The organism is Burkholderia sp. HI2500 (assembly GCF_002223055.1).
Taxonomy (GTDB): Bacteria; Pseudomonadota; Gammaproteobacteria; order Burkholderiales; family Burkholderiaceae; genus Burkholderia.
This window is the reverse complement of sequence record NZ_NKFL01000004.1, coordinates 1772631-1785533: the sequence shown is the minus strand read 5'-3', so window position 1 is coordinate 1785533 and position 12903 is coordinate 1772631. Positions and strand designations below refer to the sequence as shown.

Here is a 12903-nt window from a genome sequence, read left to right as displayed (position 1 = left end):
GGCGGCGCCGCGCCGCCCGCATGGTGGCCCGCGTACCTTGCGCCACGCCCGTCCGGGGCCGCTGACGGGCGCGCCGCAGAGGCACCGATTCGCATCCTCACGGAGAACGAGACGATGGGTAAGCCGTTGCTGGGCCAGATGATGGACATGCCGTTGCTGGTGTCCTCGCTGATTTCTCACGCCGCGCGGCACGCCGGCGACACGGAGATCGTGTCGAAGCGCGTGGAAGGCGATCTGCATCGCTACACGTACCGCGACTGCGAACGCCGCGCGAAGCAGCTGGCGCAGGCGCTCGCGCGGCTCGGCGTCGAAACCGGCGATCGCGTCGGTACGCTGGCATGGAACGGCTACCGGCATCTGGAAGCGTATTACGGGATCGGCGGGATGGGTGCCGTGTGCCACACGATCAACCCGCGCCTGTTCCCCGAGCAGATCGCGTACATCGTCAATCACGCGGAAGACCGCTACGTCTTCTTCGACATCAATTTCGCGCCGCTCGTCGAGGCCATCGCACCGCAATGCCCGCACGTGAAGGGCTGGGTCGCGATGACGGACGCCGCGCACCTGCCGTCCGGCACGACGCCGTTCCTCTGCTACGAAACGCTCGTCGAAGCGGAGGACGGCCGCTACGACTGGCCGCGCCTCGACGAGCAGCAGGCGTCGGGGCTGTGCTACACGTCGGGCACGACCGGCAACCCGAAGGGCGTGCTGTATTCGCACCGCTCGACCGTGCTGCACGCGTACGGCGCCGCGCTGCCCGACGCGATGAACCTGTCGGCGATGGACGCCGTGCTCCCCGTCGTGCCGATGTTCCACGTCAACGCATGGGGGCTGCCTTACGCGGTGCCGCTCACGGGCGGCAAGCTGGTGCTGCCCGGCAAGGATCTCGACGGGAAATCGCTGTACCAGCTGATGGAGGCCGAGCGCGTGACGTTTTCCGCGGGCGTGCCGACCGTGTGGCTCGGCCTGCTCAACTACATGCGCGAGGCCGGCGTGCGCTTCTCGACGCTGAACCGCACGGTGATCGGCGGCTCCGCGTGCCCGCCCGCGATGCTGCGCACCTTCGAGGACGAATACGGCGTGCGCGTGATCCACGCATGGGGGATGACCGAACTGTCGCCGCTCGGCACGCTCGCGAAGCTCAACTGGGCGCAGTCGCAGCGGCCGCTCGACGCGCAGCGCAAGCTGCTCGAGAAGCAGGGGCGCGTGATCTGCGGCGTCGACATGCGGATCGTCGGCGAGGACGGCCACGAACTGCCGTGGGACGGCGTCGCGTTCGGCGAACTGCAGGTGCGCGGCCCGTGGGTGATCGATCACTACTTTCGCGGCGAGTCGTCGCCGCTGTCGGACGGCTGGTTCCCGACCGGCGACGTCGCGACGATCGACCCCGACGGCTTCCTGCAGATCACCGATCGCAGCAAGGACGTGATCAAGTCGGGCGGCGAGTGGATCAGCTCGATCGACATCGAGAACGTCGCGATCGCGCACCCGGGCGTGGCCGAGGCCGCCTGCATCGCCTGTGCGCACCCGAAATGGACCGAGCGCCCGCTGCTCGTCGTGGTGCCGCGCGAAGGGGCGAACCTGAGCCGCGACGCGCTGCTCGCGTTCTACGAAGGCAAGGTCGCGAAATGGTGGATTCCCGACGACGTCGTGTTCGTCGAATCGCTGCCGCACACCGCGACCGGCAAGCTGCAGAAGCTGAAGCTGCGCGAGACGTTCCGCGACTACGTGTTGCCGACGGCGGTCTGCGAGCCGTAACACGGGTTCGGGCCGGCAGCGGCTCGTGACGCGGTCGCCCGATCCGTCCCCGGATTGGGGACAAAATTCAAATTGAACGACCGTGCTTTTTCGTTGTATGCTGACTCCGTTCATCAGGACATGCGGCTGTTCGACCGCGCACAATGAAGCGCAGCCACCCCGGCGCGCGATGCATGGAGGCAGGCAGATGGCAGTGGATTACTCGACTCGTGACGGCGTGGCCGTCCTTACGCTCAACAATCCGCCCGTCAACGGGCTCGGCCTGTCGACCCGTCAGGGCGTCATGGACGCGCTCGATCGCGCCGCGCAGGATCCGTCGGTGACAGCCATCGTGCTGACCGGCGCGGGACGCGCATTCTCGGGCGGCGCCGACATCACCGAATTCAATACGCCGAAGGCGTTGCAGGAGCCGACGCTGCACACCGTGATCCGCGCGGTGGAAGCGAGCGCGAAGCCCGTCGTCGCGGCGCTGCACAGCGTCGTGATGGGCGGCGGCCTCGAGCTCGCGCTCGGCGCGCACTACCGCATTGCCGCGCCCGGCACGCAGGTCGCGCTGCCCGAAGTGAAGCTCGGCCTGCTGCCGGGCGCGGGCGGCACGCAACGCCTGCCGCGTGCGGTGGGGCTCGAAACCGCGCTGAACATGATCGTGTCGGGCGCACCCGTGCTGTCGGAGCAACTCGCGAAGAGCGGGCTGTTCGACGAAATGGCCGATGGCGACCTGCTCGACGCGGCCGTCGCGTTCGCCCGCAAGGTCGGTGCGCAGAAGGGGCCGCATCCGCGCGTGCGCGATCGCAAGATCGTCCATGAGAACGCCGCCGGCTTCATCCAGTTCGCGCGCAATTCCGCGAAGGCCGCCGCATCGAATTTCCCCGCACCGCACAAGTGCATCGACGCGATCGAGGCCGGCGTGCTGCACGGCTTCGACAAGGGCAGCGTGGCCGAGCGCGAGGGTTTCGTCGCGCTGATGATGACGCCGGAAAGCCGCGCGCTGCGGCACGCGTTCTTCGGCGAGCGTGCCGCGAGCAAGATTCCCGACGTGCCGGCCGATACGCCGCTGCGCGAGATCCGCCGCGTCGGCGTGATCGGCGCGGGCACGATGGGCGGCGGGATCGCGATGAACTTCGTCAACGCCGGGCTGCCCGTCACGCTGCTCGAGACGAAACAGGACGCGCTCGAGCGCGGCGTCGCGACGATCCGCAAGAACTACGATGCGCAGGTGAAGAAGGGCAAGCTCTCGCAGGAGAAGCTCGACGCGCGCATGGCGCTGATCACGCCGACGCTGTCCTATGACGACCTGAAGGACGCCGACCTGATCGTCGAGGCCGTGTTCGAGGAACTCGGCGTGAAGGAGCAGGTGTTCAAGAAGCTCGACGAAGTCGCGAAGGCGGGCGCGATTCTCGCGTCGAACACGTCGACGCTCGACGTCGACAAGATCGCGGCGTTCACGAAGCGTCCGCAGGACGTCGTCGGCATGCACTTCTTCAGCCCGGCGAACGTGATGAAGCTGCTCGAGGTCGTGCGCGGCGCGCAGACCGCGAAGGACGTGCTCGCCACCGTGATGGCCGTCGCGAAGAAGATCCGCAAGACGGCGGTCGTGTCGGGCGTGTGCGACGGCTTCATCGGCAACCGGATGATCGAGCAGTACATCCGCCAGGCGCTCTTCATGCTCGAGGAAGGCGCGCTGCCCGCGCAGGTCGATCGTGCGATCGAGAAATTCGGTTTCGCGATGGGCCCGTTCCGGATGAGCGACCTCGCCGGCAACGACATCGGCTGGGCGATCCGCAAGCGCCGCTACGTCGAGCAGCCCGATCTCCATTACTCGAAGATCGCCGACCGCCTGTGCGAGCAGGGCCGCTTCGGCCAGAAGACGGGCGCCGGCTGGTACGACTACGTGCCGGGCGATCGCAAGGCGAAGCCGTCGTCGCTCGTCGACGAGATGGTCGTCGCATACTCGAAGGAGCGCGGTGTCGAGCGTCGCAAGATCGGCGACGACGAGATCGTCGAACGGCTCGTGTTCGCGCTCGTCAACGAAGGCGCGAAGATCCTCGAGGAGAAGATCGCGTCGAAGGCGTCCGACATCGACATGGTCTACCTGACCGGCTATGGCTTCCCGCTGTGGCGCGGCGGCCCGATGCTGTACGCGGACGTGGTCGGCCTCTACAACGTCGAGCGCGCGATTCGCCGCTATGCGGCGGCACCGAACGGCGACGCATGGCAGCTCGCGCCGTCGATCGCGGAACTCGCGAAGGCCGGCCGCGGGTTCAACGGCTGACGCGCCGGATCGCGGCGCCACGCACACCCGGAGAAACGCAATGAAACGCACCGACGACGTCCTGCTCGTGATCGACGTGCAATACGACTTCATGCCGGGCGGCGCGCTCGCGGTGCCGGACGGCGACGCGGTCGTGCCGGTGATCAACGCGCTCGCGCAACGCTTCGACCAGGTCGTGCTGACGCAGGACTGGCACCCGCGCGAGCACGTGTCGTTCGCGGCGAATCACCCGGGCCGCGAACCGTTCTCCACGCTCGCGCTGCCGTACGGCGAGCAGGTGCTGTGGCCCGTGCACTGCGTGCAGGACACCGACGGCGCGGCGCTGCATCGCGATCTCGACATCCCGCACGCGCGGCTCGTGATCCGCAAGGGCGGCGACGCGCAGGTCGACAGCTATTCCGCGTTCGTCGAAGCCGACCGCACGACGCGCACCGGGCTCGCGGGTTATCTGCGCGAGCTCGGCGCGAAGCGCGTGTGGTGCTGCGGGCTCGCGACCGACTATTGCGTCGCGTGGTCGGCGCTCGATGCGCGCGCGGCCGGTTTCGAAGCCGCGGTGATCAACGATGCGTGCCGCGCGATCGACCTGAACGGGTCGCTCGCCCACGCATGGCAGCAGATGCAGGCAGCGGGCGTCGCGCATGTGACGTCCGCGGGCGCACGCCCGGCGGCGTAGCGCAATTCCCCATCTGATTCAGGACATGAAGCAGGACCGAAGGAGACTCGCATGACCGAAGCCGTAATCGTATCGACCGCCCGCACGCCGCTGGCGAAATCCTGGCGCGGTGCGTTCAACATGACGCACGGCGCGACGCTCGGCGGCCACGCGGTCGCGGCCGCTGTTGAACGCGCGAAGCTCGACCCCGCACGCGTCGAGGACGTGATCATGGGGTGCGCGAACCCCGAAGGCGCGACCGGCGCGAACATCGCGCGGCAGATCGCGCTGCGCGCGGGGCTGCCCGTGACGGTGCCGGGGATGACGGTGAACCGTTTCTGCTCGTCCGGGCTGCAGACCATCGCGCTGGCCGCGCAGCGGATCATCGCGGGCGAAGGCGACGTGTATGTCGCGGGCGGCGTCGAATCGATCTCGTGCGTGCAGAACGAGATGAACCACCACATGATCCAGGAAGGCTGGCTCGTCCAGCACAAGCCCGAGATCTACTGGAACATGCTGCAGACGGCCGAGAACGTCGCGAAGCGCTACGGCATCTCGAAGGAGCGGCAGGACGAGTACGGCGTGCAGTCGCAACTGCGCGCGGCGGCGGCACAGGAAGCCGGGCGTTTCCGTGACGAGATCGTGCCGATCACCGTGCTCGCGGGCGTGGCCGACAAGGCGACGGGCCGTCTGTTCACGAAGGAAGTGACGGTCTCGGCCGACGAAGGGATTCGCCCCGACACGACGCTCGAAGGCGTATCGAAGATCCGGTCGGCCGTGCCGGGTGGCGTGATCACCGCGGGCAACGCGAGCCAGTTCTCGGACGGCGCGTCGGCCTGCGTCGTGATGAGCGCCGACGCCGCGCAGCGCGAGGGGCTGCAGCCGCTCGGCGTGTTCCGCGGGTTCGCGGTGGCCGGTTGCGAGCCGGACGAGATGGGCATCGGCCCCGTGTTCGCGGTGCCCAAGCTGCTGAAGCAGGCAGGGCTGAAGGTCGATGATATCGGCCTGTGGGAGCTGAACGAAGCGTTCGCGGTGCAGGTGCTGTACTGCCGCGACACGCTCGGGATTCCTGAGGATCTTCTGAACGTGAACGGCGGCGCGATCGCGGTCGGCCATCCGTACGGTGTGTCAGGCGCACGCCTGACCGGCCATGCGCTGATCGAAGGCAAGCGGCGCGGCGTGAAGTACGCGGTCGTCACGATGTGCATCGGCGGCGGGCAGGGCGCGGCCGGCCTGTTCGAAATCCTCTGATCTTTGGCACGGAGCGGCCGCGGTTTCGCTTCGGCGAGACCGGCGGCCGCGACGCGAATCGGCGCGACCGATCCGCCATTCGAAACAATCGGGAAGCAAAAGGCATGCGCCCGGCAATGCCGTTTCCCCTTACTTGTCAAACGAATTGCCCCACCTATACTTGCTCTGACATTTGCCTTTCGGCACGATGGGCCGGATCGTGCGTCGTGCGATCCGTGCCGCGAAGGTTCGAACCAACGCAGCAGACCGACCGGGGACCGAATGAGTACGACCTATGCAGCCGGGGAACCGCCGCGCGTCGTCAGCGCGGCCGCAAGGCTCTACGCGAAATGCCTGCTGGTCGGATTCGCGTTGCTGCCCGCCTATCTGATCGCCTATCTGTGGTTCTTCAGCGATCCGCACGTCGTGTTCGAGAACCACGCGTTCCATGAAATCGCGATCGCCGCCGCGACGCTCGAAGGCGCGTTCGTCACCTACGTGACGTGGGTCTGCTACCGGTCGTCCGGCGAGCCGCTGTTGCGCTGGCTGACACTTGGCTTTCTCGGCTTCGCGATGATCTATGCGCTGCACGGTGCGTTCACCGGGATGGCGCATCACAACATCTGGCTGTTCCTGCTGTACGGGCCCGCGTCGCGGCTCGTGATGTCGATCCTGCTGCTCACGGGCCTGCTGTCGTATTCGCGTCCGCCCGATCGCCTCGAGAAGCGCACGAGCGTGCGCACGTGGCTGCCGTGGATCGTGTTCTTCGTGATCGTCAACGTCGTCGTGGCGTACATCGCGTATTCGCCGGTCGCGGGCGCGCCGGGCACGCGGCTGTCGATGGAAGGCGGCGCGCTCCTGTTCTCGCTGCTGAACGTCGCCGTGCTGCTCGCGCGGCGGATCCGCTCGCCGCTGATGGTGATCTACGGCGTGTCGATCATGGCGTTCGCGCTGTCGTCGCTCGCGTTCATTCTCGGCAAGCCGTGGAATCACATGTGGTGGCTCGCGCATGCGATTTTCGCCGGCGGCTTCTTCCTGCTCAGCTACGGTGTCGTGCAGGCGCTGCAGACGACGCGCTCGTTCTCGGCGATCTACAGCCAGGAAGACCTGATGAGCCGGCTGTCGGAATCGATGGCGCGCACCGAGAGTGCGCTGCAGGAGCTGCGGCGCACGAACCAGAAGCTCGAATACATGGCCGCGACCGATCCGATGACGGGCGCGTCGAACCGCCGGCAGTTCATCGCGCAGGTCGAGCGCGAGATGGTGCGGGCCGAGCGCGACGGCACGCCGTTCTGCCTGCTCGCGCTCGATCTCGACAATTTCAAGAACATCAACGATGCGTACGGGCATCAGATCGGCGACGAGGTGCTGCGCGGCGTGGTGCGCCAGTGCCTCGATGCGATCCGGCCGGCCGGCGGGCTCGCGCGGGTCGGCGGCGAGGAGTTCATGGCGCTGCTGCCGGACATGCCGCTCGAAGGCGCGCGGATGACGGCCGAACGCGTGCGCTCGTCGATCGCGAGTTCGCCGTTCGGGCTCGATTTCAAGCGCGTGCAGGTGACGGTCAGTGTCGGTGTCGCGCAATACGGGGCCGACGGCAGCACGGTCGATGCGTTGCTGCGCGTGGTCGACGAACGGTTGTACCAGGCTAAGCGGGAAGGGCGGAACCGGGTCGTGGCGCGGTGATACGGCGGGCGCGGCACACGGGCGCGGGTGAACGGACGCGGAACATTCGGCCACCCGGGCGTACAGACGCTGTGTCCAGCGCCTCGATTTCTGACGAAGCCCCGGAGGCGGTCATGCCCCGGGGCTTTTGCATGTCCGGTCGGCACGCGACCGGCGACGCGCTACCGCGTTGCCAGCGCCGCCGCGCTCTGCTTCGGCTGCGCATCCTGCATCCGCTGCGACGCCTGCCACCAGTACTTGCCCGCGCGCTGCTGCGGGTCGCGGATCGCGAGATACGTCGTACTCCAGAGCTGTGCCGCGTTCGCCTCGGTGGCGTCCGCGCTGCGCGTGCCGAATGCATCGGTCTGGTACTTGCCGTTCACGTAGGACCACGTCCACATCTCCGACGTGCGCATGTCGCGCCCGTTCGAGATCACCTGCCAGATCGTCTGCCGTGCCTGCGTGAGCAGCGTGCGCGTCGCGGCCGACAGGTCCTGGCGCGCGAGCTGGCGATCGAGCCCGGCCACCCACATCGCCTGCTGCCACGACCAGATCACCGTCCCGTGATACGCGGAGCTCGTGAATTTCGGCCACAGCGCCTGATTCGCATAGGCCGGGTTCGCGATCAGCATGCCGGCATCGGTCACGAGCCCGGTCGGAAACGGCCGCGTGACGTCGGTGACGATCCGCTGAAGCTCGTCGTCCGGCGGCGTGCCGAACAGCAGCGCGAAGCCGCCGTCCGAATTCATCACCGGAATCGGGTTGCCCTGCTGATCGAGCGACAGCGCGTAGAACGCCAGCGGCGTGCCCGGTGCGGCGCCGGCCGGCACGCCCGCGGACGGCGCATAGGCCGACACGTCGGTGGCCGCCTGTGCGGCCGGCACGCTGACCTGGAACAGCGGCGGCGCCTGCGTTTCCCACGCGGCCGCCTGGTTCGCCGTGTTGGCGAGCGTCGCGCGCTGCCCGGCATCCAGATACGGATCGAGCAGGCCACGCGCGAGGAATGCGTTCGCCGCGCGCAACGCGGCCGGCACGAGCACCGCGTTGACGTCATACGGATAGACGCCGCCGCCGAGCCCGTCGGTGCTGTCGCGCCAGTTGCCGACGATTTCGCCGGGCCGCAGGTGGATCAGGTTCGCGACCGTCGGCTGTTGCGCGAACGGCTGCGCGGTCGCCGCGACGTGCAGCAGGTTGACGACCAGGCGGCTGCCCAGGGTCTGCCCGTCGCTGCCGCGCTGCGCGAGATAGGCGGCCGCGCGGGCCTGGCCGCGCGTATCGTCGATCAGCCACGCGGCCGCGATCGGCGCGAGCAGGTAGTCGCTGTCGATCATCTTGTAGTCGTAGGTCGGCGTCGGATCGTTCGGCCGCCCGTTCTTCTGGTTGTCGACGAGCGCGAATTCGCCGATCCCTTCCTCGTGCGCGACCTTGCCGTCGATCGACAGCCGGCTCAGCACCGACGACAGGCCGGCCTCGATCGCCGCGGGCTCGAGCACGGGCATCAGCATGCGGACCGAGATCAGCGTGTCGCGGCCGAAGTAGGTGTCGTACTGCCACGAGCCGGCCAGCAGCTTGTCGTGGAAGCTCAGGAATTCGAGCACGTTCTGGCTCACCGGGTCGGGGTTCACCGAGGGCGCGAGCAGGTCGGCGCGCGTGATCGGCGACAACGGCGTCTCGCCCGACAGCGCATCGACATGCAGCCGCAGCGTGTGCGAGCCCGCCGGTGCGCTCAGGACGAGCTTGCCGCCCGCTGCCGGCGTGATGCTGCCGCCGTCGCGCAGCGTGATGCGCAGTGAATAGCCGGGCGCGCCGTCGATCCGGTCGCGTTGCCATTGCGCGGCGCTGCCCTGAACCGTCGGTGCGGCGAGGATCTCCTGCGGAATCGTGGCGCCGCCGTTGAAGTCGCGCAGGAAGCGCACGTTGCTGAGCACACCCTGCCGGATCGTCAGCGTGTTGGTGTCCACCGACACGTCGGCGCCGATGCCGTACAGCGGACGGCCGTGCGCGTCGGGTGCCGATAGCGCGGACGGTGGCGTGTCGAGGCTCCAGTTCACCGGCTGCGCGGTGTCGTCGAACCACAGCCCGGTGCCGCTGTTGCCGGCGGGGAAGACCACGAGCAGACGCGGCTTCGTCGACGAGCGCACCAGCAGGTGTGCGGCGACCTTGTCCTGCCGGTAGAACGCGTTGATCTGGCCGCCGGTGTCCATGCGGAACGACAGTGCGGCGTTGTTCGACGGCGGGGTGCTCGATTTGACGTCGTCGTCATTGCAGGCCGCGAGCAGGCCGGCGCAGATGAATCCGAGACACAGCGACTTCGCAAGGCGATGCATGTTGATGTCCCTCCTGCTGACTGGCGATTTTTATGAGAATTATCGAATGAGCGGGTGCTCGACCTGCTTCGTCCGGTATTGCGGAATTCCTGGGAAATTCGGAATTAATCCGGGCGTGCTTCTGGGGTGAATTGAATGGTAATTAACCGGTTGATGGTTAATGCCGGAATTGAAAGCAAAAGGAGGCGCTGCCCCGGCCAGGCATGAAACACTTCTCTGTTGGCGTTCCGGTGCCGTGCCGACATTAGGGCGTGCACGGCGTGAAAAACGAAACGTAAGCTGTCGTAGGGGATTCTAAAGTTCGGATAAAGTCGAAGTCAATAATGATTTGATGGTTTTCGAATAGTGTTCCGGAATGAGGTCGCAATTCTTGCTTGTTGGGTCGGTAAAATATGCGGTTTCACGGAGAAATGGAGATGTTCTGATTATCGAGTTTGGTGAAAATCGATTGGCAATCGATGTCGGTATTGGTGATTGATTACGAACCGGGATTGAATGGTGGCGGTTTGCCTGTCGCGGTGTCTCGGGCGGTGCAAACGGAATGCGATGGATGCGGCGATACGGAGCGGTGAGCAACCGGCGTTCCTGCGACCGAACCGATGGGTGATCCCGAGAACCGGACTCCATGCGATCGCGTCAATGGCGCCGGCAAGTTTGGTAGTCTTGGAGACCGCTTCCGTTTACCGAATTGGAGCAGTCGGCCATTGATGCGATTCGATATTCGTCGTCTGCGGGGCTGACGATCTTGCGACCGAGCGACTTTTCATCGATGGCCGATGGTGGTTGACGTCGCCTTCACTCCGGAGAATGCACCGTGCTGCACGTGCCCGACGATTCAGTGGTCGTATTGGTTGATTTTCAGACGCGGCTGATGCCGGTGATTCACGAAGGGTCATCCGTCGTCACGCAGGCTGTCCGACTTGCCCGTATTGCGCAGATACTCGGGGTGCCGGTGATGGGTACCGAGCAGAGCCCCGTCCAGTTGGGCCGGAACGTACCGGAGATCAAGGAGCTGTGCTCGCACACCGTCGTCAAGGACCATTTCGACGCATGCGCGGAGGGCCTGGTCGACGCATTGCCGGCCGGGCGCGACAGCGTCATCGTCGCCGGTTGCGAGGCGCACGTGTGCGTGTTGCAAACGGCGTTCGGGCTGTTGCGCAGCGGCCGCAAAGTCACGGTGGTCAGCGATGCCGTGGGTTCGCGCAGGACGATCGACCGGGACGCGGGGATCGCCCGGCTCGGGGCAGCGGGGGTGCAAATCGCGACGGTCGAGATGATCGGGTTCGAATGGCTGGGTTCCAGCCGCCATCCGCGTTTTCGCGAGGTGCTGCGCCTGATCAAGTGAGTCGCGGCGCTCGTGCGCTGACGGGAACAGCGTTCCTGGAGCCGGATGCGCGAATCTCGGGATGTCGGCGCATTGGCCCCGTCAGGTTTGGCAGGCTGGCTGCCGGCGGTCGTGGGCGGCATCCTCGCGTCGGAGGGCGACACGGAGAAGAATCGTGCGTGAACGCCTGGTCGCGACCCTCCGACCGCGCGACGACAGTTCTCGTCGAACTGTCGCGCCGGCTCGAAACCTCGCCGTCGTTGAGGGTGAGGTTTCTCGGCCGCCGACAGCATTCAGGCCGCTGCCGCCTGATGCGCCGAGTCGCGCTGCTCGCCACCCAGGATATCGATGAGGCTGGCCAACATCCGCTCCAATTCACCGGTCATCAGCGTGACATCCGAGTCGAAGCGTTCATCGTCGTTCTGCGCGGTCGGATCCGCCGCTTCCTTGATCACGTCGAGCGGCGTCACGCGCTTGATCGTCAGCGACGGCGTCAGCACGAAGGAGATCCGGTTGTCCCAGGTCATCGCCAGGCGCATGCATTGCTTGCCGGCCTCGATGTGCCGGCGCATGTCGTTCGCTTCCAGCGCGTGGCCGACATATCGCACCGTGGCGCCGCCTTCGCCGCTCGAGCGCAATTCGGCGTCCTGGTCCACGGTGAATCCGCCCGGCGCCTCGCCGGACAACAGCCAATCCGTCATCGCGGCGACCGGCGAACGCACCACCTGAACACCGGCGAGCGGCAACTGATCGATCGATTTGACGAGCAGGCCGCGAACGTCGTCGGCAACAGCCTGTGAAGCCGCATCGATGACGAGCCAGCCGTTCACCGTATCGATCCACACGCGGGTATCGCGCTGAATGGTGAACGCGCGCGGGAGCAGTTCGTCGGTCACCTGCTCCTTGAGTTCGCGCATCTGTTTTCGTCCGACCTTGAAGCCCTGCTGCTCCTCGATTTCAAGCGCGCGGGCCTTGGTCACCTGAGTGACGACCGACGCTGGAAGCAGCTTCTTCTCGGCACGAAACGTCAGCAACATCTGCCGGTTGATCGAATACACGAGTGCGCCGTCGTCACGCGGCGACGCCCATCCATGGCTCTGCATCTCGACGCTGGTGCCCGGCTGGAACGCGTGGGGCGCCAGCCATTTTTCCATCTGATCGGGGGTAACGGCCCAAGGTGCAGGAAGACGATGAAGCTGAAGGTTCTTGAACCACATAGGAGTACGGGCAAAGCGCACCATTCTATATGACGGTGATGCTTCGGGTGCGGATTCGGTTGCTCGAGGTGACGGTCCGATCGTTGATGGATGTCGTGCCGGGTAGGTGGGCATCGCTCACCAAATTCGCCACGGAACGGGAGCGACGCCGGCTCGAAAAGTTGCTTTGCCTTCGCCGATAGCAAGGAGATTCTCCGTCCCGGCAATTCAGTACGTGTATCGCCAGAGCCTGGAGCCGGATGGATGCACCAACAGATCCAGCCCATCGAAGTCGGCAAGTTTGGTAGGCTTGTCGTCTGCCTTCGCTGGTCGGAACTTGATGGCATCATGTGGCACGGTAATAAAGCGGGTATCGCCTTCGGGTGAGCGAAACGATACCCGCTTTATTACCCGCATCTTGCTCGGCCGGATGCCACTTCCGGCGAACGCAAGCGAGCGGCCGAAGGGCGTAAGATGCCCGA

The 12903-nt window shown here is 66.3% G+C and carries 9 protein-coding genes; 7 read left to right on the top strand and 2 right to left on the bottom strand.

The features are described 5' to 3' along the window. Positions 1-114: 114 nt before the first annotated feature. From CFB45_RS10995 to CFB45_RS10975, 5 genes are all read left to right on the top strand, one after another. A complete protein-coding gene (locus tag CFB45_RS10995) occupies positions 115-1758 on the top strand; it encodes a 3-(methylthio)propionyl-CoA ligase (RefSeq protein WP_069248205.1) in 1644 nt (547 codons plus the stop codon). Positions 1759-1945: 187 nt separating this feature from the next. After that, positions 1946-4030, top strand: coding sequence for a 3-hydroxyacyl-CoA dehydrogenase NAD-binding domain-containing protein (locus CFB45_RS10990; protein WP_089425613.1), 2085 nt, complete (start codon positions 1946-1948; stop codon positions 4028-4030). 40 nt (positions 4031-4070) lie between these two features. Further along, a complete protein-coding gene (gene pncA, locus CFB45_RS10985; RefSeq protein WP_046545910.1) occupies positions 4071-4703 on the top strand; it encodes a bifunctional nicotinamidase/pyrazinamidase in 633 nt (210 codons plus the stop codon). A gap of 51 nt (positions 4704-4754) precedes the next feature. Continuing rightward, positions 4755-5933 (top strand): acetyl-CoA C-acyltransferase, encoded by a 1179-nt coding sequence (locus CFB45_RS10980; protein ID WP_089425612.1) that lies wholly within the window; start codon positions 4755-4757, stop codon positions 5931-5933. Positions 5934-6194: 261 nt separating this feature from the next. After that, positions 6195-7595, top strand: coding sequence for a GGDEF domain-containing protein (locus CFB45_RS10975; RefSeq protein WP_089425611.1), 1401 nt, complete (start codon positions 6195-6197; stop codon positions 7593-7595). A 161-nt stretch (positions 7596-7756) separates the two neighbouring features. Here the strand turns inward: CFB45_RS10975 and CFB45_RS10970 are convergent, their stop codons facing one another. Further along, on the bottom strand, positions 7757-9901 hold the full coding sequence (locus tag CFB45_RS10970) for a hypothetical protein (RefSeq protein ID WP_089425610.1): 2145 nt from the start codon (positions 9899-9901) through the stop codon (positions 7757-7759). 814 nt (positions 9902-10715) lie between these two features. Between CFB45_RS10970 and CFB45_RS10965 the strand changes: the two genes are divergently transcribed. Continuing rightward, a complete protein-coding gene (locus tag CFB45_RS10965) occupies positions 10716-11246 on the top strand; it encodes an isochorismatase family protein (protein ID WP_089425609.1) in 531 nt (176 codons plus the stop codon). Between the two features lie 272 nt (positions 11247-11518). Here the strand turns inward: CFB45_RS10965 and CFB45_RS10960 are convergent, their stop codons facing one another. Continuing rightward, complete coding sequence (locus CFB45_RS10960) at positions 11519-12442, bottom strand: recombination-associated protein RdgC (RefSeq protein ID WP_089425608.1); 924 nt, start codon at positions 12440-12442, stop codon at positions 11519-11521. Positions 12443-12685: 243 nt separating this feature from the next. On the opposite strand from CFB45_RS10960, the gene CFB45_RS39430 reads away from it, so the two are divergent. Beyond that, entirely contained in the window at positions 12686-12808 is a 123-nt protein-coding gene (locus CFB45_RS39430) for a hypothetical protein (protein ID WP_256978201.1), read from the top strand. Positions 12809-12903 lie beyond the last annotated feature (95 nt).

What these genes read in the sequence shown, in the direction of transcription:
- CFB45_RS39430 (WP_256978201.1), top strand. Translation starts at nt 12,686, where the DNA reads ATGCACCAACAGATCCAGCCCATCGAAGTCGGCAAGTTTGGTAGGCTT.
- CFB45_RS10975 (WP_089425611.1), top strand. Translation starts at nt 6,195, where the DNA reads ATGAGTACGACCTATGCAGCCGGGGAACCGCCGCGCGTCGTCAGCGCG.
- CFB45_RS10990 (WP_089425613.1), top strand. Translation starts at nt 1,946, where the DNA reads ATGGCAGTGGATTACTCGACTCGTGACGGCGTGGCCGTCCTTACGCTC.
- CFB45_RS10995 (WP_069248205.1), top strand. Translation starts at nt 115, where the DNA reads ATGGGTAAGCCGTTGCTGGGCCAGATGATGGACATGCCGTTGCTGGTG.
- CFB45_RS10970 (WP_089425610.1), bottom strand. Translation starts at nt 9,901, where the DNA reads ATGCATCGCCTTGCGAAGTCGCTGTGTCTCGGATTCATCTGCGCCGGC.
- pncA (WP_046545910.1), top strand. Translation starts at nt 4,071, where the DNA reads ATGAAACGCACCGACGACGTCCTGCTCGTGATCGACGTGCAATACGAC.
- CFB45_RS10960 (WP_089425608.1), bottom strand. Translation starts at nt 12,442, where the DNA reads ATGTGGTTCAAGAACCTTCAGCTTCATCGTCTTCCTGCACCTTGGGCC.
- CFB45_RS10980 (WP_089425612.1), top strand. Translation starts at nt 4,755, where the DNA reads ATGACCGAAGCCGTAATCGTATCGACCGCCCGCACGCCGCTGGCGAAA.